The 23,023-nt window shown below is 34.9% G+C and carries 12 protein-coding genes; all 12 read left to right on the top strand.

Features of this window, described 5'->3' with window-relative positions; genetic code table 11:
• The first annotated feature begins 178 nt into the window (after nt 1–178).
• The gene (locus tag QLQ94_RS09685; protein ID WP_482499956.1) at nt 179–2,284 is read left to right on the top strand and encodes a glycoside hydrolase family 97 protein; all 2,106 of its coding nucleotides are present in this window, start codon (nt 179–181) and stop codon (nt 2,282–2,284) included.
• A 711-nt stretch (nt 2,285–2,995) separates the two neighbouring features.
• On the top strand, nt 2,996–3,964 hold the full coding sequence (locus QLQ94_RS09690) for a type I phosphomannose isomerase catalytic subunit (protein ID WP_271334997.1): 969 nt from the start codon (nt 2,996–2,998) through the stop codon (nt 3,962–3,964).
• 324 nt (nt 3,965–4,288) lie between these two features.
• Nucleotides 4,289–5,299: a LacI family DNA-binding transcriptional regulator gene (locus QLQ94_RS09695; RefSeq protein WP_271334996.1), complete on the top strand. Its 1,011-nt coding sequence runs from the start codon at nt 4,289–4,291 to the stop codon at nt 5,297–5,299.
• A gap of 303 nt (nt 5,300–5,602) precedes the next feature.
• Nucleotides 5,603–8,692, top strand: a complete 3,090-nt coding sequence (locus tag QLQ94_RS09700) for a SusC/RagA family TonB-linked outer membrane protein (protein WP_482499594.1) — start codon at nt 5,603–5,605, stop codon at nt 8,690–8,692.
• 16 nt (nt 8,693–8,708) lie between these two features.
• Nucleotides 8,709–10,223: a SusD/RagB family nutrient-binding outer membrane lipoprotein gene (locus QLQ94_RS09705; RefSeq protein WP_271334994.1), complete on the top strand. Its 1,515-nt coding sequence runs from the start codon at nt 8,709–8,711 to the stop codon at nt 10,221–10,223.
• Nucleotides 10,224–10,686: 463 nt separating this feature from the next.
• Nucleotides 10,687–12,675: a beta-mannosidase gene (locus QLQ94_RS09710; RefSeq protein ID WP_271334993.1), complete on the top strand. Its 1,989-nt coding sequence runs from the start codon at nt 10,687–10,689 to the stop codon at nt 12,673–12,675.
• 233 nt (nt 12,676–12,908) lie between these two features.
• Nucleotides 12,909–15,185 carry a GH92 family glycosyl hydrolase gene (locus QLQ94_RS09715; RefSeq protein ID WP_271334992.1) on the top strand — a complete coding sequence of 759 codons (2,277 nt, stop codon included), beginning with the start codon at nt 12,909–12,911 and terminating at the stop codon, nt 15,183–15,185.
• A 441-nt stretch (nt 15,186–15,626) separates the two neighbouring features.
• Complete coding sequence (locus QLQ94_RS09720; protein WP_482497696.1) at nt 15,627–16,811, top strand: IS4 family transposase; 1,185 nt, start codon at nt 15,627–15,629, stop codon at nt 16,809–16,811.
• A 120-nt stretch (nt 16,812–16,931) separates the two neighbouring features.
• Nucleotides 16,932–19,217, top strand: coding sequence for a GH92 family glycosyl hydrolase (locus QLQ94_RS09725; protein WP_482499596.1), 2,286 nt, complete (start codon nt 16,932–16,934; stop codon nt 19,215–19,217).
• 4 nt (nt 19,218–19,221) lie between these two features.
• A complete protein-coding gene (locus QLQ94_RS09730) occupies nt 19,222–20,682 on the top strand; it encodes a glycoside hydrolase family 125 protein (RefSeq protein ID WP_482499597.1) in 1,461 nt (486 codons plus the stop codon).
• Nucleotides 20,683–20,809: 127 nt separating this feature from the next.
• Nucleotides 20,810–21,712, top strand: coding sequence for an ROK family protein (locus QLQ94_RS09735; protein WP_482499598.1), 903 nt, complete (start codon nt 20,810–20,812; stop codon nt 21,710–21,712).
• Nucleotides 21,713–21,992: 280 nt separating this feature from the next.
• Complete coding sequence (locus tag QLQ94_RS09740; RefSeq protein ID WP_482499599.1) at nt 21,993–22,994, top strand: isoaspartyl peptidase/L-asparaginase family protein; 1,002 nt, start codon at nt 21,993–21,995, stop codon at nt 22,992–22,994.
• Nucleotides 22,995–23,023: the final 29 nt, after the last annotated feature.

Here is a 23,023-nt window from a genome sequence, read left to right on the forward strand (position 1 = left end):
TTACTATTCATTTCTTATGTTTTTAATGGGCTGTAAGCTTTTGAATTGTAGTGTCATATATTCTGTTTGGTAAGATTAATTAGTTATTTCGAAATCATAAATTTTACATTAAGTTTACAAGTATGACATTTTTTATTATGTTTGCTAAATCGATTTAGCAACTATTGAAAATTTCTTGATTTATGAAAAATATATTTTTACCTGCTTTTTTATTATCGTTTCGAATGTATTTGTAGATGCCCAGGAACTAAAATCTCCTGATGGTAATCTTACTATGAAATTTTCAGTAAATACAGCAGGAACTCCTGTTTATTCTTTGATTTACAAGAAAAAAGAAGTGATCAAAGAAAGCAAATTGGGTTTTGTTCTAAAGTCAGATAGTATGCTGAATGAAGGTTTTCAGATCGCTGCCACAAAATTTCAGTCGGATAATAGTATCTGGAAACCGGTTTTGGGAGAACAAAAAGAAATACAAAATCAATATAATGAATTAAAGGCAGATCTTGTGCAAGAAAAGAGTAAGCGAAAAATGTCGATTTACTTTCGTTTGTTTAATGATGGTCTGGGGTTTCGATATGAATTTCCGGTGCAGGATAACTTACGTCACTTTATTATTCAGGAAGAAACTACCGAATTTAATCTGACAGGAGATCATAAACTTTTCTGGATTCCTGGAGATTATGACACGAACGAATATAGTTATACAACTTCAAAAATATCAGAGATGCAATCTTTGGTCTATAAAGCTACACATGTTTCTCTTGCGGCTCAAACGACTATTAAAAATTTGGCAACACAAACGCCTTTAATGATGAAGACCAATGACGGACTTTATATCAATATTCACGAAGCAGCCTTGAAAAATTATCCGGCAATGTGTCTTAATGTCGATGACAAAACGTATTCATTAAGTTCTCATCTCGTTCCGGATGCTGTTGGAAATAAAGGATATATTCAGACCGGAAGTTTTACGCCTTGGCGAACCATTGTAGTGAGTGATGACGCCAGAGCTATTTTAGCATCAAAAATGATTTTGAATCTTAATGAACCTTGTAGTTTTGATGATACTTCCTGGATTAAACCCGTTAAATACATTGGCGTTTGGTGGGAATATTTTACAGGTGGAGGATCTACCTGGGCATATTCTGATAATCAGGATGTTGTAATTGGTGAAACTGATTTCTCTAAATTAAAACCAAATAATACACACGGAGCCAATACAAAACATGTAAAAGAATATATTGATTTCGCCGCAGCAAATGGTTTTGATGCAGTTTTAGTCGAAGGCTGGAATGAAGGCTGGGAAGATAATACGGCTTTCAAAAAAGAACGTATTTATAGTTTTACAAAAGCCTATCCTGATTTTGATGTGAAAGATTTAAGTGATTATGCCAGTAAGAAGAAGGTGAAAATTGTCATGCATCACGAAACTACATCTTCGACTGCTGAGTACGAACGACAATTAAATGATGCCTTCAACTTTATGGTTGATAATAATTATAATGCTGTAAAAACAGGATATGTTGGGCCAATTATTCCAAGAGGAGAACATCATGACGGACAGCAAATGGTCAATCATTATACATATGTAGCCAAAGAAGCTGCCAAACATAAAATAATGGTAGACTCTCATGAAGCAGTTCGTCCTACTGGTTTGCACCGTACCTATCCTAACTGGTTTGCTCAGGAATCAGCGCGAGGAACGGAGTTTGAATCAATGGAAGGAATTCATCCGGATCACACAACAATTTTGCCTTTTACCCGACTAATGGGAGGTCCAATGGATTATACGCCCGGAATTTTTCAGGGAGATTTATCTGTTTACGGAGCTAAAAAGAACAAGCTCAGTACAACACTTGCAAAACAATTGGCATTATATGTTACCATGTACAGTCCGTTGCAAATGGCGGCTGATTTGCCTGAAAATTATATGCGTTTTAATGATGCTTTTCAGTTCATAAAAGATGTCGCGCTGGATTGGGATGCAACTTATGTTCTTGAAGCAGAACCGGGAGATTATATCACGATTGCAAGAAAAACAAAAGGAAAACAAGAATGGTTTGTAGGCGGTATCACCGATGAAAACCCGCGTACGGCTTTGATTGACTTTAGTTTTCTTCCTGCAGGAAAATCATATACAGCAATAATTTATGAAGACGGAAAAACGGCAGATTACAAAACCAATCCACAATCGTATACTATTCGAAAAATAACGGTAAATAGCAAAACAAAATTGAAACAAAAATTAGCAGCGAGTGGTGGAGTTGCTATTTCTATAAAGTAAATTGCTTACGAAATGGCACACGGATGACGCTGATTCGCTAAAGCGAAAACACGGATAAACACGGATTTTTTCTGTTGGTTGGCAAAAAAATCTGCTTGATGTGCCAAATCTGCGAGAGAATAATTAGTGCTAAATAGAAAGCAAAGATAAAACAAAAATTAGCAGCGAGTGGTGGAGTGGCTATTTCTATAAAGTAAATTGCTTACGAAATGGCACGCGGATGAGACGGATTCGCTAAAGCGAAAACACGGATAAACACGGATTTTTTTTCTATTGTTTGTAAAAATCTGAAAAATCTACAAGAAAATAATTTGAGAAAATTTGTGCAATTTGTGGTAAAAAAAACATTTTAATTTGTGGTAAAAAAAAACAAACTTAAGCATATGTAAATGGCACACGGATAAACACGGATTTTTCCCTTCTAGTATTTGTCTAAAAAAAATTGCTTAATCTGCCAGATCTGCGTGAGAAAAAAGTTTAGCCACAGATTTCAAAAATTAAATGATTTGAATTAGACACGTTTATTATTTAAATGAGTCAAATTAATTAGTGGAAATTCGTGTAATTGCTTCGCCTATTTGCTTTTGCTCGGGTCGTGGCAAAAAAAAAGGTTTCACGCAGATTTGGCAGATATTTTAAAAATCATTTTAATCATTTAATCTGTGGCAAAAAGAAAACAACAAACTAGATATTAATTTAAAAAATATAAAAATGAGCATAAAAATGTACCCTTTGCAATTTGAACCAATCCTGAAAGACAGAATTTGGGGAGGAGAAAAACTACAAACAGTTCTTAATAAACCAATCACATCTGAGATTACAGGAGAAAGTTGGGAATTGTCTACCGTAGAAGGTGATGTAAGCGTTGTGGCTAATGGAGAATTAAAAGGAAAATCATTAACAGAATTAATTGACGGATCACCAAACGAAATTTTAGGTACAGCAGTTTATAAACGATTTGGCAATCAGTTTCCTTTATTGTTTAAATATCTGGATGCGCGCGAAGATCTTTCGATACAAGTACACCCAAATGATAAATTGGCAAAAGAACGTCACAATTCTTTTGGTAAAACTGAAATGTGGTACGTGATGCAGGCAGATACTGATGCAAGAATTATAGTAGGTTTTAAAGAAGATTCGAGTAAAGAAGAATATCTGGAAAATCTAAATAATAATACATTGGTTTCTATTCTGGATGATGTAAAAGTAAATGCAGGAGATGTTTTCTTTCTTGAAACCGGAACTGTTCACGCAATTGGGGCAGGATTGGTTGTGGCTGAAATCCAGCAGACATCTGATATTACCTATCGATTGTATGATTTTGACAGGGTAGATGCTCAGGGAAACAAAAGAGAACTACATGTTGATTTAGCACTCGATGCCATTAATTATAATAAAACAGATACACATAAAAAATATGAAACGGTTTCAAATCAATCGAATGTAATTGTTGATTGTCCTTATTTTACCACTAATTTTATTCCGTTAGACGGAAAAATTGAAGGGAATAAAAACGGAGAGACTTTTACGGTTTACATGTGTATCGAAGGTTCTTTTGAAATGAGATATGAAAACGTAACCTATCAATATAAAAAAGGGGATACAGTTTTGATTCCTGCTGATATGCGCAGTTATATCCTAGATGGTTCAGCATCAATATTAGAAGTATTTATTTCATAAATACGAGAATAAAAAATAATTTTATTTTTAAAGTATTGCATTAAACACAGCAGTTACAAGGATAATTCATTACGAAAGAAACATTTTTTTGCGAGATCACAGAAACACAATAACAGATTATTCATATTAAAATAGCAGGCTTCGTTTAAAGAATAATAAAATGATTAATGGTAGAAATACTTGTATTTACTGATGATTATATGATTAATTCACTTTAAAAAAACGATTAGTTTAAAAAAATAATTACAAAATCGTTTTAGTAACTATTTTTATATATATTTGTGACATTATTAGTAAGAACTTAATAAAAAATTAACTCGCGTGATGAAAAAGATTACTATTAAGGATATTGCCACAGAGGCGCAAGTGTCTATATCTACTGTATCTTTTGTCATTAATGATAAAGGCGAGAAAATGGGGATTAGCCCCGCGGTGATTAAAAAAGTGCAGGAAGTTGCAGAAAAGCTTAATTATCGACCTAGCATGATTGCTACAAGTCTTAGAACCGGAAAAACGAGATCTATAGGTTTAATTGTCGAAGATATTTCGAATCAGTTTTTTGCTGACCTCGCCAGGGTTATAGAAGACGAAGCAAAAAGTATCGACTACAGGGTTTTTTATTGTAGTACTGGCGGTGATGATGAACGTTCTGAAGAATTGATCCATAGCCTTTTGCAGGCAAATGTTGATGGGTTTATTATTGCACCAACAGAAAACCTTGAGGAAAGTATTGAACTGCTCTTAAAATTAAAAAAACCGGTTGTATTGATCGACAGGTATTTTCCGGGCCAGAGAGTAAGCCATGTCGTAATGGATAATTATGAAGCTTCTCATCAGGCAATGAAATTCCTGATCAATAAAGGGCGTAAAAATATTGCTATAGTCAATAGCAAGTCTGAAATGATTCAGATGAAATTGAGAGAAGATGGTTGTCGCGATGCATTAAAAGAATTCGAAATTTATAATGAATCATTCGTGCTTCATATGGATTACCATAGTAATGAAGAGGCTAAAATAGCAACAATAAAAGATTTTTTTAAAAAGAATCCTGCCATTGATGCCGTTATATTCTTAGCAAATTATATGGGTCTTGCGGGGCTTCAGGCTTTTAGAAGCATGGGAATCAGGATTCCTGAAGATATTTCAGTAATTAGCTTTGATGATCATGACAGTTATAAGCTGCACACGCCAACAATTACAGTTATTGCGCATCCTATTAAAGATATTGCAGTAAAGTCAATACAGTTATTAATGAGCCAGATGACTGATATGGATAAATTTAAAGTAGAAAAAAGTATCAAAAAAGGAGAATTGATTGTTCGGGAATCAGTTTAGTTTTTAGGATAAATTTTAAAATAAAAAAGAAAAAAAGCCTTGTGTTTTTTTTTAGTTATTTTACTAAATCGTTTTAGTAGATTTTAGATGGATTGAACTGATAATCAGTTATTTTTTTAATCTGTTTACTATATCGATTTCTTAAAATTAGAAGAATGTTTACATGACTATTAAATCATAGTGTTTATAGGTTGGAGAGCTATAAATACCATATTAAAATTGAGTTCAAATTTTTACTAATTATTAAAACAATCACGTTAAAACAAAACAAAAATCAAAACGAATAACCAAAAAAAAATGCTTATGAAACGAATATTGGCAGTGTTAGGAATGGTATTGTTTTGCAGCTTAGGAGCTGTGGCGCAAAACCGATTAATAACGGGTATAGTGGCGGATGCAGAAAACAAGGGAGTTGTTGCTGCGTCTATAGAAGTTCAGGGAAAACCGTTTAATGCAATTACAGATGCGGAAGGCCGATTTAAAATGAATGTTCCGGAAGGAAAAGTTACCTTAAATGTATCGTCTATTGGTTTTGCATCAAAACAAGTAGTACTTCAGGAAAATGAAAACCGCGTTTCGGTTGTATTGTTAGAAAATACACAGGAATTAAAGGATGTTGTAGTAACTTCATTTGGAGTTAAAAAACAAAAGAAAAGTTTGGGTTATGCAGTTGGAGAACTGAAAGGCGATGAACTGACTAAGAATAAAGAAATTAACTTAGGGAATGCCCTTCAGGGAAAAATTGCCGGGGTTAACGTTTCTGCACCGGTTTCAGGACCATCAGGTTCCAGTCGTGTGGTAATTCGTGGAGCAACTTCAGCTTCAGGACTTAACCAGCCTTTGTATGTTGTAGATGGTATCCCAATCGACAACAGCCAGCAAGGAAATGCAAATATGTGGGGAGGAGCTGATAAAGGAGATGGTATGTCATCATTTAATCCGGATGATATCGCTTCTATGTCAGTATTAAAAGGTAGTGCTGCTTCTGCTCTTTACGGGTACAGAGGATCAAATGGTGTAATCTTGATTACGACCAAAAAAGGAAAAGCTGGTACAGGGCTTGGTGTAGATTTTAGTACAAATTCTACCTTTAATACTCCTGCAAGCCTTTTGAACTGGCAAGATCAATACGGTACAGGAGAACCTTTAAATGGTGTAGCGACAAGATATAATAATTTACAACAACTTAGGGATAATTACTATAATGCGTGGGGCGACAGATATGACGGAACTCCTTCTCTTTCTCTTGATGGAAAAAACAGACCTTACCAGGCATATGGAAATAATAATGTAGAGAATTTCTACAGAACAGGTTATTCGTTTAGTAATACTTTGGCAATTTCTGGTGGAAATGAAACTACTAACTTCAGATTGTCATTTGGAAATACAAAAGACGAGTCAATTTTACCGGGAACAAATTTCGGAAGAAATAACATTGCATTGAATCTGAACTCAGCTGTAAATGAGAAAATTAGTATTGAAACAAATGCACAATATATTACAGAGAAAAGTCACAACAGACCTTATTTGAATGACTCTCCAAGAAATGCCTCTTTTCCAACGACATTTTTGACTCCGGGAACAGACATCAGATGGTTAAGCAACGGATATGATGCAAATGGTGGTGAGGCAGATTATTTTGGTTCCAATACCTACCAGACAAATCCTTACTTTGCAACACAACAACCTTTGAACGATGATCTTAGAAAACGTTTTATTGGTTCTGCAAAAGTAAATTATAACATTACAGATAAAATTTACGCAAAAGGGGTAATTGGTATTGATGATATTAATTATGAATATACTGAAATCGAGCCTACAGGAATCAACTATAATCCGGGAGGATCTTATGAAAACAGAGTAGAGAGCCGTTCAGAATATAATGCTTCGGGTTATTTAGGATATAAAGGAGATATTGCAAAAAATCTTTCTTTAGATGCTTTCGTTGGAGCGAACCGTCAACACAACAGATACAGCGGTATAAAAATGAAAGGAAATAATTTTATAGTTCCGTTCAAATATTTCTACGGAAATACACAGCCTGATAAAACTGAAAAATTGTTTTCAGAAAGCGAAGTAAACTCTCTTTTCTACTCAGCTGATATAGGATACAAAGATTTCTTATATGTAAACTTAACAGGTCGTGAAGATTGGTTTTCGACTCTGGATCCATCAAACAACAGTACTTTTTATCCCTCTGTAAGTACCAGTTTTATTTATTCTGAGATAATCAAATTACCGGAATGGATGTCTTATGGTAAAATTAGAGCAGGTTGGGGTAACGTAGGAGGAGCTTTGCCTGATGCATATGCTTTGGCATTGACTTATACGGCACCAGACGGACAAACAGATTCTCAGGGACAGCCTATTTTGGGTGTTAACGGAGAAACAGTACCTAATAAATTCTTAAAACCTTATAATGTAAGTACAATAGAATTTGGTTTCGAAAATACTTTCTTCAATAACAGAGTAAGTACAGATTTAACTTTCTACCAGAAGAAAACAACGAATGATATTACTGATGCTGATATTTCTCAGGCTTCCGGTTATAAAACTACAAAAATCAACGTAGGAGAAATTATGAACAAAGGGGTTGAATTTGCGATAAATGTAAAAGCGATAAAAACACCTGTTTTTTCATGGAGCATAGGATACAATTTTGCTTACAATCATAGTGAAGTGCTTAATTTATCGGATAACATAACGACTAAAAAACTTGACGACAACAGAGATGGAAAAGCTTCTGTGGTTCTGGAAAAAGGGCAGCCTTTTGGAACAATAAAAGCATATGATTATTTGAGAGACGCACAAGGGGATATCGTATTGGATACAAATGGTAAATTCCTGAGAGGTAATTTAATTAATGTTGGACAAGGTGTAGCGCCAACAGCAATGGGACTTTCAAATGATTTCTCTTATAAAAATTTCACACTTTCAATTTTCGTAGATGCTAAATTTGGAGGAGAAATCTATTCAGCAACCAATCAATTAGGAGCACGCTACGGATTGTCTGAAGAGACACTTTCAGGTCGTGAAGGCGGAATTGTAGTAAGCGGAAAAGATATTAACGGAAATCCTGTAAACACGACTGTTTCTGCATATGATTACTGGAGAAGTTATAGTGATGTATCATCAAACTTTGTGTATGATGCTGATTTTGTGAAGTTAAGAGCAGTTTCTTTTAGCTACAATTTCCCTAAAGCATATCTTGCAAAAACGCCATTTCAATCGATTAGTTTAGCATTTTCTGCTCACAATTTATGGACAATTTATGATAAAGTGCCAAACATTGATCCGGAATCGAACTATTCTAACAGCAATGCGCAGGGTCTTGAAAGAGCTTCTATGCCTTTGACAAGAAATTATGGTGTTACGCTTAATGTCAAATTTTAATAATAAAGATTGAAAGATGAAAAATAAATTTATAAAAATATTCTGTATCACAATCGTTGGTGCAATGACATTAACTTCATGTGACAAAGGATTCGAGGAAATGAATAAGAATCCAAATGCTTTGACAGATCCGGCTGTAAAATCAATGTTTACACTTGCTGAGATTTATGTAGACGGACAGGATTATTCTAATACCAGAGGAAACAATGGTTATGCAGGTCAAATAGTGCAGCACTTTGCTTCATTAGGAGGTCCGGGGTCAAAATATACTTATGTTGCTGAATATTCAGGTTCTCTTTTTGGAGAATCATACGGTAAAGGACTGAATCAGATTTTTCAGTTAATGTCTGTTGTAAAAGACGCACCGGAAAATTCGAATATGGTTCAGGCGCTTAGAATCATGAAAGTACTAATGTTTCAAAAACTGACAGATACTTACGGTGAAGTTCCTTATTTTGAAGCAGGAAAAGGGTATAATGGAAATGTTTTTACTCCAAAATACGATACACAAGAAGCAATCTACAATGATCTTTTAAAAGAATTAGACGAAGCCGGAGACGCTTTAGATGCTGGTAAAGGATTTGTAGGTGCAGCTGATTTATATTATCAAAGTGATGTTAGCCAATGGAAAAAACTGGCCAATTCATTAATGTTGAGAGTAGCAATGCGTTTGTCTAAAGTAAACCCTGCAAAAGCACAACAATATGTAGAGAAAGCAGTAGCTAAAGGAGTTTTTACATCAAATGATGATAGTCTTGTTTTACAGCATGATGCAGGTCCGGCAGGAGTCAGAACAAATCCTATTACATCTTCATGGGTTAGAAATGATCTGAATGGTGGAGAAGCTAATATAAAATTCAGTAAAACATTTATCGATTTATTGAAAAACAATAACGATCCGCGTTTGAGAATTTATGCCAAATTAGAGGCTAGTGGAGACAATAATCCGGCAAACCAACAAGGTCTTGCAAATGATGCAAAAGAATTTCCGGGTGGAGACAAAAAATTATTCTCTGATCCTAATACCTCAACAGTATTGCGCTTAGACGCACCTACTTTGTTAATGTCTTATGCTGAGGTTCAGTTTATCCTTGCAGAAGCAGCTGTAAAAGGCTGGAATGTTGGCGGAACGGCACAGAAATATTATGAAGACGGAGTAAAAGGAGCAATGCAGGAACTGACTATTTTTGGAGACAAAGTACCGGCAGTTTCAACAGCAGAATACAACACTTATATTGCAGCTCATGCTTTTAAATCTGCAGGAACAGAGGCTGAAAAAATCGAACAAATTATAACTCAAAAATGGATTGTATTGTTGTTCAACGGTTTCGAAGCATTCTCAGAATACAGACGAACAGGATTTCCTGTTTTAGTTCCGGTAAATGATCCAATAGGAGAAACAAAAGGAACTATACCAAGAAGATTAATTTATGATCAGTCAGAGTTGATAACAAATGCAGCTAATTATAAAGAAGCAGTTTCACGCCAGGGGTTGGATGTAATGACAACCAGAATTTGGTGGGATAAATAATTAATTTGGTTAAGTTAGTTAAAATAAGTCGGATGGGATATACATCCCGTCCCGGCTTATTTTTAAGTTTCTATTTTGATTTTCATTAAATTAGAGGAGTTTTATGCTACAATCATTCAGATGTTTTAGTCCTTTTTTTTCGCAAAAGATAAATTTGCTTTTACTGAAAAAGGTGGAATTATTTTTAGAAGAATGTAATAGAAGGATAAATATTTTTTTAAGATTTAGAAAGCCACAATCAGAAATCTATCCCTTTCCGACGTTTGGGAATCGGGACTAAAATCAAAAATTAAATCAAGCTTGGCAGCCGTAAAAAAAGGAAATGATTTCAGGATATTTTGTTAGTTACTTTTATTCCGTAATACACCCTAAAACGAGAAGGCAATAATAGAGATAATCGGTTATCCTTCTCACACTGCCAGCGACAGAATTGAAAAATACAGTAATTTATTATTCAGTAAATATGGAGTATAAAAAAAGATTTTATTGGTTTGTCGGTATTTGTCTCGCCAATTTTTCATTGGCGGCAAATGCCCAAAATACAGATTTGAAAACCGGATGGCAGTATCGCGAAACGAAAACTGAAAAATGGCACCCTGCCACAGTTCCCGGAGAAATACATACTGATTTGTTGAACAACAAATTAATACCGGATCCATTTTACAGAGATAATGAAAAAAAACTGGAATGGATCGAAAAGAAAGACTGGGAATATAAAACTACTTTTCAGGTTACTCCGGCAACATTAAAAAAGAAAAACGCCGAACTGGTCTTTGATGGTTTGGATACGTACGCAACAGTCTACCTGAACAATCAATTGGTTTTAAAAGCCGATAATATGTTCCGTCAATGGAGAGTTGATGTAAAAAAACTAATTAAATCAGGAAATAATGATTTGGTTATCGTTTTTAAATCGGCACAGAATGTAGTGGATTCACTTGCCAAGAAAGATTTTCCGTTTGTAATTCCGGATAATCCCCGTGCTTATGTGCGTAAAGCGCAATATCATTTTGGATGGGATTGGGGACCAAAATTTACCACTTGCGGCATCTGGAAAACACCACGATTAGAAGCTTATGATACAAAAGCTCCTGAGAAACCTTATGTTTTAGATCGCAAAATCGAGTTGGTACAACAACCGGATAATTTGGGTAAAACATTTTATTTTAAAATCGATGGAAAACCGGTTTACATGAAAGGGGCCAATTATATCCCGTCAGATGCATTTCTTTCAAGAGTAACCAAAAAAGAATACGAAAAAGTAATTGGAATGGCCAAAGACGCCAATATGAATATGCTTCGTGTTTGGGGTGGAGGAATTTATGAAGACGATTATTTTTATGATCTATGCGATAAAAACGGAATCTATGTCTGGCAGGATTTTATGTTTGCCGGAACAATGGTACCTGGAGATGATGCTTTTTTTGATAATGTAAAAAAAGAAGTTCAGTATCAGGTAAAACGTTTACGCCATCATAAAAGTATTGTTTTATGGTGTGGTAATAATGAAATCGATGAAGCATTTAAAAGCTGGGGCTGGCAAAAAAGCATGAACATGTCCAAGCAGGATTCAACTCGTTTATGGAAAGACTATGTTCGTTTGTTTCAGGATAGTATTCCAAAATGGGTAAAAGAAGTCGATAACAAAAGACCGTATATCAGTTCGTCACCATTATTTCACTGGTCAAAAGAAAAAAGCCTTACTGAGGGAGACAGTCACTATTGGGGAACCTGGTGGGGATTAGAAGATGTAGAAGCCGTGCAGAAAAAAACAGGTCGTTTTGTGAGCGAATACGGAATGCAGGCAATGCCAACATATTCTTCGATCGAAAAATTTACTTTACCGGAAGACCGCTATTTATATTCGGATATTTTGCAGGCACATCAAAAAGCCGGAAAAGGATTCATGAAATTAGATTCTTATCTGAACAGATATTTCATTGATTCAACCAAAATAAAGAAAATGAATGTTGAGGATTATTCATACCTCACACAATGTTTACAATATTATTCGCTTAAAAATATTATAGGAATTCACCGTTCAAAAGCACCTTATAATATGGGAACATTGGTTTGGCAACTTAATGATTGCTGGCCGGTAGCAAGCTGGAGCGTAACCGATTATTATGATCGTCAGCCCAAAGCAGCCTGGTACGCCATGAAAGAAGCGTATCGTGATGATAAAACTCCCGAAATTGATTTGACACGTCCGATAGATTTAAAACTCGAAGACCCACAAATCACATGGAAAGTACAAGGAAATAAACTGATTTTAAAAGCTTCAAAATTTGCCAAATATGTAAACGTTTCCATAAAAGGGTATACCGGAAAATGGAGCGATAATTACATGGATTTAAAAGCAGGCGAAGAAAAAACAATTACGTTCGAAGGGAAAATTGCAAAGCCGGAAGTAAAAGTTTATTCTCTGTATAATGTTTTAAAGAGGTACTAAGTTTTTTTAGGTACAAAGCAACAAAGGTTTCTTGTATTATGAATAAAATAAGGTTTAAAGGTTTTCCGTAGAGGCGCACAGCAGTGCGTCTCCTTGTGGCCCTTGCATATCTCAATAACTATCAGGATTGTGCTCTGCGATTAATTTTTCTGGCTCAAAGATTAAAAAAAATCCGTGTAAATCAGTTTAACCCGTATCATCCGTGACCCATTCAACAAATCAAATAAAAAAATATGTTTACAAAATATAACAAAATAGTTTTTAGCGGAATCTGTGCTTTAAACCTGTTTTTTGCCAATCCTGTCATTTCGCAGGAAAAGAAAGTAAAACAAAACAATATAGATTATACCCAATATGTAAATCCATATATAGGATCTGCAGGTCATGGCCACGTATTTGTGGGAGCCAATGTTCCTTTTGGAGCAGTACAATTAGGACCGGTAAATGTTTTTGAAGGCTGGGATTGGTGCAGCGGATACAACTATGCCAGTAATACCATATTAGGTTTTACACACACGCACTTAAGCGGAACAGGAATCGGAGATTTAAATGATATTTTGTTATTGCCGGTATCAGGAAAAGTGCCGCTTACCAAAGGAACAAAAGAAGATATGGCAACGGGTTATGGTTCCTATTTCTCTCATAAAAATGAAGTAACGAAAGCGGGATATTACAGTGTTTTGCTTGACAAATACAAAATCAAAGCTGAATTGACAGCGAGCGAAAGAGTTGGTTTTCATAAATATACTTTTAATACTACTACAGATAATCACGTTTTATTGGATCTTGCAGACGGTATAGGCTGGGACAAACCGGTAAAAACTTTTATCAAAAAAATAAACGCAACCACCCTTGCAGGATATCGTTATTCTACAGGTTGGGCAACTGACCAACGTGTCTTTTTTACTATGGAATTCTCAGAGCCAATTTCTAAAATGGCTTTATACGACAGTATAACTGTTGTTGCGGGAAATGAAGGTGAAGCGGTAAGAATGAAAGCTGTTTTGGATTTTGCAACTTTAAAAAACAAACAAGTTTTAGTAAAAGTCGGAATTTCTCCTGTAAGTTATGAGAATGCTGCTGCCAATATCAAAGCTGAAATTCCAGGTTGGGATTTTAATGCTGTAGTAAAAGAAGCCACTTCAAAATGGAACAAAGAATTAAATAAGATTCAGATAAAAGGAGATGATAAAACGATGAAAGTTTTTTACACTGCCATGTATCATACCATGTTTGCACCTTCAATTTTTAATGATGTAAACGGAGATTACAGAGGAACAGATAAAAAAGTATACGAAAAAGCAGGATTTACCAACTATACGACTTTTTCGCTTTGGGATACCTACCGTGCTTTACATCCTTTATATACCATCACTCATCCCGATAAAATCAATGATATTGTTAAATCATTTTTAGCCATCTACCAACAGCAAGGAAGATTACCGGTTTGGCATTTGATGGGGAACGAAACCAATACCATGAATGGGAATCACTCGATCGCTGTTATTGTAGATGCCTATATGAAAGGATACAGAGATTATGATGTAGCATTGGCGTATGAAGCAATCAAAAAAACTGCCATGCAAACACGTGAAGGAATGGATTATGTTCAAAAACTAGAATACATTCCTGCTGATAAATTGTTAGAATCAGTTGGTAATGCTTTAGAATATGCAATAGATGATTATTGTATTGCACTAATGGCTAAAGATTTGAATAAGACAGACGATTATAATTATTTTACCAAAAGAGCCAATTTGTACAAACTTTATTTTGATAAAGAAACGACATTCATGAGAGGTAAATTGACAGACGGAAATTGGAGAACACCATTTAATCCGCTTTCATCCGCCCATCGTAAAGACGATTATGTAGAGGGAAATGCGTGGCAATACACTTGGTTAGTTCCTCAGGATCCTCACGGTTTGATTGAATTATTTGGAAGCGAAGATAAATTCTTAGCCAAATTAGATTCACTTTTCCTAATCACAGATAAAGTAGAAGGTGAAGAAATTTCACCGGATATTAGTGGATTAATTGGTCAATATGCACAAGGAAATGAGCCAAACCATCATATTCCTTATTTGTATGCATTCGCAGGACAGCCTTGGAAAACGGCTAAACTAATCCGTGAAATTGATGATAAATTCTACTCTACAAAACCAGACGGATTATGTGGAAATGAAGATTTAGGACAAATGTCGGCTTGGTATATTTTCTCTTCAATGGGATTCTATTCCGTTAATCCTGCAAATAGAGTTTATATTTTGGGAAGTCCAATTGTAAATACAGCTACAATTCATCATAAAGAAGGTATTTCGTTTACATTGAATGCAATAAACAATAGTAAAACCAATATCTACATTCAAAAAGCAGAATACAACGGAAAACCTTATACAAAATCATACATTACACATGATATGATTGTAAAAGGAGGCGAATTAAAATTGTATATGGGAAGCAAACCATCGACAACTTTTGGAGTGAAAAAAGAAGATAGACCGCTTTAGGGAATTTTTAGTTTTCAGTCGCAGTTTTCAGTTTCCTAACAGGTTTTCAAAACCTGTTAGGTATAATTTAAGATTTGAGGTTTACGCCAGTTGTGTCAAAGTTTAAAATTAGTTTTCAGTTTCCTAACAGGTTTTCAAAACCTGTTAGATACAGTTTAAGTTTTCAGGTTTACGCCAGTTTTGTCAAAGTTTAAAATTAGTTTTCAGTTTCCTAACAGGTTTTCAAAACCTGTTAGGTATAATTTAAGATTTGAGGTTTACGCCAGTTTTGTCAAAGTTTAAAATTAGTTTTCAGTTTCCTAATAGGTTTTCAAAACCTGTTAGGTATAATTTAAGATTTCAGGTTTACGCCAGCTTTGTCAAAGTTTCGAACCAAGAGTGTAAGGAACTTTTGTAAAAAACTATTATTTTTATTTTCTGTATTTATAAATCTATCAGAAAATGCAAATCAGAACAGAAGTAAAAGAAATATTAAATTATATTTCAGAAGATCAACTTGATTTTTTTGCTCAGCAAACTATGGTTGACTGGAATGCTAAAAAACTAAAAGGCAAGGAATTATTTAAACTTTGTGTTTTTGGAGTCTTAAATGAAAATAGAGCCAGCTCTAGAGTATTTGAGAATTTTTATGAGAATCATTTTTTTTGTAAATATGCTCAAATTCCCAAAGATAAAAGTGTAAGTCACAGCAGTATTGCAGAGAGAATAGGAAAAATAAACGTTGAGTATTTCGAAAAACTTTATCAGCACACCGTTACTGTTTTTCAGGATAAACTCAATGATAAAGATAAGATCAAATTAAGTTTGTATGATTCCACAATTACAAGCTTATCTGCTTCTTTGTTAAGTTTCGGGATGCGAAATGGGCAGAAAAACAAAAAAGGAGAACAGGGCAAAAATAGTATAAAATTTACAATTGGTTTTAATGAATTGCCCTTTAATGTAAAGTTTCACAAGGATCAAAAAATGATTAGTGAAGATTTGGCTTTGGGCAATATTCTAGAAGAGCACATAGCCAACAAAAAAGATATTGCCGTTTTTGATCGTGGAATGAAGAATAGAAAAACAATGGTTGATCTCTCTACTGATGATAAATATTTTGTAACCCGAATTTATAAATCATCTAAATATGAAGTAGAGAAAGGCAGTAAGGTCACTCCATTGGATTTTGAAAATGATATTCTTAAATTAACAAAACATAGCAGGGTTTATCTTTACTCGAATCAAAAAAAGACTAAAATAGTTTTTAGATTAGTGGAAGGGATATTAAAATCTGATGGAGAGAAGATCTTGTTTTTAAGCAATTTGCCAGAAGAAGAATTTACGGCAGATCAAATAGCAGAAATTTATAAAAAGCGTTGGGACATTGAGCGTTTCTTTAGATTTATAAAGCAAGAAATGAATTTTAAGCACTATTTTTCAAGACAGTGGAATGGAATTCAGGTAATGATATATATTATTTTAATTGCATCAATCTTGCTCTTGAGTTATATAAAACTAAATGAATTAAAAGGATATAAGATCCCCAAAATTTCATTTTGTAATCAATTACAAAATGAAATCATTCAACAAATAGTAATACATTGTGGTGGGGATCCTGCTAAAATAGAGACATTCAATGCATAAAATAAAGTTCCTTACACTCTTGGTTTCGAACTTTGACAAAGCTTATCGAGATTCAGATTTTAGAATAAATACATAATACCTAACAGGTTTTCAAAACCTGTCAGGATAATAAATAAGAATATGAAAATAAAGAGTTTAATTTTTTTAGGGCTACTAAATTGTTGCGTTTTTGCAAATGCACAAGTAAAAACGATAGATCCTGTAGAATATGTAAATCCTTTAATGGGGACACAATCGTTGCATAGTCTTTCTAACGGAAATACGTATCCAGCAATTTGCCGACCTTGGGGAATGAATTTCTGGACGCCTCAAACCGGAAAGATGGGCGACGGATGGGCGTATGTTTATACTGCTGAAAAGATTAGAGGATTCAAACAAACACACCAGCCTTCGCCCTGGATGAACGATTACGGACAGTTTTCGATCATGCCTGTTACTGGTAAACTAAGTTTTGCCGAAGACGAAAGAGGAAGTTGGTTCAGCCATAAAGCTGAGGTTTCAAAACCATATTATTACAGCGTATATCTTGCTGATTATGATGTGACGACTGAAATTACAGCTACAGAAAGAGCAGCACATTTTCAGATTACATTCCCGGAAAACGAACAATCTTCAATCGTAATTGATGCTTTTGATAAAGGTTCCTATATCAAAATTATTCCGTCAGAAAATAAAATTATTGGTTATACAACCCGCAATAGTGGTGGAGTTCCTCAGAATTTCAGAAACTATTTTGTATTGCAATTCGATAAGCCATTTGCAACCAATTATACATGGCATGATAAAGTTTTAGAAAAAGACAAACTAGAGTTAACAGACAATCATGTTGGTGCAGTTGTAGGTTTTAAAACTAAAAGAGGAGAAATAGTAAACGTAAAAGTTTCTTCTTCTTTTATTAGTGCAGAACAAGCAGAACTGAATTTAGCCAATGAATTAGGAAAAGCTTCCTTTAATGAAACTGTAGCTGAATCTAAAAAAGAATGGAATAAAGTTTTAGGAAAATTAACTGCCGAAGGTGGCAGCGATGAACAGTTAAAAACATTTTATTCCAGCTTATACCGTACTGTTTGTTTTCCTCAGAAACAATATGAAATAGATGCCAACGGAAAAACGGTACACTATAGCCCATATAATGGGAAAGTATTGCCGGGTTATATGTTTGCAGGAACTGGTTTTTGGGATACGTTCCGCGCTTTATATCCTTTACTAAATTTAGTTTACCCTTCTATCAATAAAGAAATGCAGGAAGGATTAATCAACGATTATAAAGAAGGCGGTTTCTTGCCGGAATGGTCAAGTCCCGGATTTAGAGATGTAATGGTAGGGAACAATTCGGCATCTGTAGTTGCGGATGCTTATATAAAAGGATTGCGAGGATACGATATCAACAAATTATATGAAGCCTTGCTGCACGGAGCCAATAACGAAGGACCATTAGATGCTGTGGGCAGAAAAGGAGTAGAGTATTATAACACTTTAGGATATGTTCCTTATGATGTAAAAATCAACGAAAATGCTGCAAGAACATTAGAATATGCCTACGATGATTTTACGATCTGGAAATTGGCGAAAGCCTTAAACCGCCCGAAAAAAGAAATCAGCTTATTCGAAAAACGAATGATGAATTATAAGAATCTTTATAATCCTGAAATTGGCCTGATGAGCGGTAGAAATAAAGACGGAAGTTTTCCAAAAAACTTTAATCCGTTTAAATGGGGAGATGCTTTTACCGAAGGAAATGCGTGGCATTACAGCTGGAGTGTTTTTCATGACATCAATGGTTTGATTGATTTAATGGGAGGTCAGAAAAAATTCACGGCTAAATTAGATGCTGTTTTTACGACTCCGCCAATTTTTGATGATAGTTATTACGGCGCAGTTATTCATGAAATCCGCGAAATGCAAATCATGAACATGGGACAATATGCACACGGAAATCAGCCTATTCAACATATGATTTATTTGTATAATTATGCAGGTGAACCCTGGAAAACACAATATTGGTCAAGAGAAGTAATGAACCGTTTGTACAAACCAACTCCGGATGGATATTGCGGAGATGAGGATAACGGACAAACTTCGGCCTGGTATGTTTTTTCAGCAATGGGATTCTATCCAGTTTGTCCCGGAACAGATGAATATGTTCTTGGTGCTCCGCTATTTAAAAAAGTAACTGTACAGTTAGAAAACGGAAAACAATTGGTTATAAATGCACCAAATAATTCGGAAACTAATAAGTATGTTCAGGAATTAAAATGGAACAATGCAACGCATACCAAAAATTATATTAATCATTTTGATATCTTAAAAGGTGGCGAATTGAATTTTGATATGAACAGTCAGCCTAATTTACAAAGAGGAACTTCATCAAGTGCCTTTCCATATTCTTACTCAACCTCAAAATAATATTATGAATTCACGTAGAAAATTTATAAAAAACACAGGGATATTTTCAGCAGGATTATTGGCACTTCAAACCGATGTTTTCGGAATGCAGTCAGATGTTTTTAATTTTGCCTTAAAAGATTTTATTACCAAAAGACCACCTTTAGCTGAGAGAAAATTTACGAGTAAAGCAATCGAAGCTGCAATCGTAAGAATCAAAAAACAAATCGCAAACCCGGAATTGGCGTGGTTATTCGAAAACTGTTTTCCAAATACATTAGATACCACAGTCGATTTTGAAATCATCGACGGAAAACCGGATACATATGTCATTACAGGAGATATCGATGCCATGTGGCTTCGTGATAGTACAGCACAGATATGGCCGTATATTCCGTTTGTAAAAGAAGATAAAAAACTGGCTGAATTGGTAAAAGGAGTAATCAACCGCCAAACCAAATGTATTTTGCTTGATCCTTATGCGAATGCTTTTTATAAAGATTTTAATCAGGTAAGTGAGTGGAAAAATGACATGACCAAAATGCAGGCTGGTATCCACGAACGCAAATGGGAAATCGATAGTTTGTGTTACCCAATAAGACTGGCGCACGGATATTGGAAAGAAACAGGAGATATCAGTTTGTTCGACAGTAAGTGGAAAGAGGCAATGCTTTTGGTATTGCAAACTTTCAAAGAGCAACAGCGATGGACGGATAAAGGACCATACAATTTTCAGAGAGTTACAGCTTGGGCTACAGATGGTGTGCCATTAAGCGGTTACGGATATCCGGTAAAACCATGCGGATTGATCGTTTCGACTTTTAGACCAAGTGATGACAGTACTTTATTTGGATATTTAATTCCGAGTAATATGTTTGCCATTGAAGTACTTGGATATCTTCAGGAAATTTTTTCTTTGCCAGCATTAAAAGATGATAACTTAGTCGCTAAAGCAAAAGAATTGCAAGGACAGGTTCAGAAAGGACTAGAAGAAAACGGAATTATAGATCATCCGAAATTCGGAAAAATCATTGCTTTTGAGGTGAACGGTTACGGAAGTTTCCACATGATGGATGATGCCAATGTACCTTCATTATTATCATTGCCGTATTTAGGTGCAATTGAACCGGACAATCAACTATATTTGAATACGAGAAAAGTAGTGCTTTCAGAAAATAATCCGTTTTTCTACAAAGGAAAAGCAGGCGAAGGAGTTGGAGGACCACATACCGGAACAGATACGATCTGGCCAATGAGTATTGTTTTAAGAGCGATTACCAGTGTAGACGAAAAAGAAATAAAAGCATGTATTAGCACCCTGATCAAAACAAATGCCGATACAGGATTTATGCACGAGTCATTCCATAAAGACGATGTAACAAAGTTTACAAGGAAATGGTTCGCTTGGGCAAATACATTATTTGGAGAAATGATCATGCACACCAGCATTCATTATCCTCAGATTTTAAAAGACAAAAACATCTAAAAATAAATTTACCATTAAGAGATTAATTATCCTAACAGGTTTTTAAAACCTGTTAGGTATTAATTCAGCCCTAAAAGCCAGATTCAATTAATCTCTTAATGATTAAAAAATTCCAAAATACAAAAGAATGAATAAAGAATATGCCGTTGGATTAGACATTGGTGGCACACATATTACCGCAGCGGTTATTGATATAACAGACATGAAAGTGATTGATTTTTCGCTGCACAAAGAGTCGTTCGATTCTAATTTGCCCGTGCAAGAAGTGATGACTATTTGGGAAAAAGCCATACAAACTTCTATCGAAAATTCTAAAGTAGAAAACACAACAGGATTAGCCGTTTGCATGCCTGGACCGTTTGATTATACTAATGGTGTTTGCTGGATAAAAGGACAATCGAAATACGAACATTTTTATGGATTGAATGTTCGCGATTTGTTTCAGGAAAAATTAAATCTTTCAAACGATTTTCCGATTTTTTTCGAAAATGATGCAGTTTGTTTTGGTAAAGGAGAAGTTTTTAAAAACGCTGATAATCTTTCTAAAAAAGTCATGGCAATCACATTAGGCACAGGACTTGGAGCTTGCTTTATAGACAAAGGAGAATCGATTAGTACAGGGATTTCAGTACCAAAAGACGCAGAAATATACGACCTTCCGTACAAAGAAGGAATAGCCGAAGATTATGTTTCAGCACGCGGACTTATCGCTGGTTATTTCGCTTTAAGCGGAAAAAAAATAAATAATGGATTAGAGCTTTTTAATCTTGCTAAAACGGGAAATGAAATGGCGATAAAAGTCTTTGAAGCAATGGGAGAAGATTTGGCTGCAATTGTCCTTCCGTGGTTAGAAAATTTCTCTGCTGATAGTTTTATCATTGGTGGAAAAATAGCAAATGCCAGTGAGTTTTTCTTACCGGTTTTCAACAAAAAAATAAAAGAAGCAGGTAGCAATGTAACAGTTGCTATTTCTACAGATAATGAAATCGCAGCTTTATTAGGTGCTACAAGTTTGCTTTATAAATCGTAGATTTTTATAAATTTACATTGAAGATATATTTTTGCCACAGATAAAAAAGATTTTTACAGATTATTTTTTATAATTGTTTTAATCTAAGGTTAGTAAATAACATTTTTAATGGAAAAAACGAATATGACAAGTAAAAAGAAAAATTGGCTCAAAATCATTGTTGAAAATTTACTTGATTTTAATGTGGAATATAGTATCATACTGAGATAGGTTGATAAATTTTGTTATAGATTAAAAATCATTTAGAATCCTTTAATCTGTGGCAAACAAAATATTAGATATGACAAATTCAAATCGCAGAAATTTTATAAAAACAGCAGCAATTGCTTCAGTCGCTGTTGCATTGCAATCTTTTAATTCAGATCATGAAGAAGAAAAGGTATTCGTTGCAAAGAAAGGAAAGAAACCCATTGTACTTTCGACATGGCGATTTGGGATTCCCGCAAACGAAGCTGCCTGGGAAGTTTTAAAAAAGAACGGAAGCGCACTTGATGCTGTCGAAGCAGGAGTTAAAATTCCGGAAGGTGATCCCAAAGAAAGAAGTGTAGGTTATGGCGGACGTCCGGACAGAGATGGTCGTGTAACGTTAGATGCCTGTATCATGGACGAAAATGCTAATATAGGTTCAGTTGCTTGTCTGGAATACATAAAACATCCCATAGCGGTTGCCAGAGCCGTAATGGAAAAAACGCCTCATGTAATGTTGGTAGGAGACGGAGCTTTGCAGTTTGCATTGGAACAAGGTTTTAAAAAAGAAAATCTGCTAACAGAAGAATCAGAAAAAGAATGGAAAGAATGGCTGAAAGACAGTAAATACAAACCCATTGCCAATATCGAAAATCACGATACAATTGGTATGATTGCTCTTGATGCCAACGGAAATCTTTCGGGCGCGTGTACTACAAGCGGAATGGCTTTTAAGATGCACGGTCGCGTAGGAGATTCTCCAATTATAGGAGCAGGTTTATATGTCGATAATGAGATTGGAGCCGCAACAGCCACAGGACATGGCGAAGAAGTGATTCGTATTTCAGGTTGTCATCTCGTTGTAGAATTGATGCGACAAGGCAAATCGCCTCAAAAGGCCTGTGAAGAAGCCGTTGCCAGAATTATAAAACTGACCCAAAACAGAAAGAAAGATTTAAAAGATATTCAGGTAGGTTTTATTGCCCTGAACAAAGCAGGAGAGTATGGTTCTTATTGTATTCAGAGCGGTTTTAATTATGCTGTTTATGATGACACAGGAAATAAACTAATTGATGCAGATTCTTTTTTGAAGTAAGATAATAATTCACAAGAATATCATTTGGT

Source organism: Flavobacterium sp. B114r, from assembly GCF_056824125.1.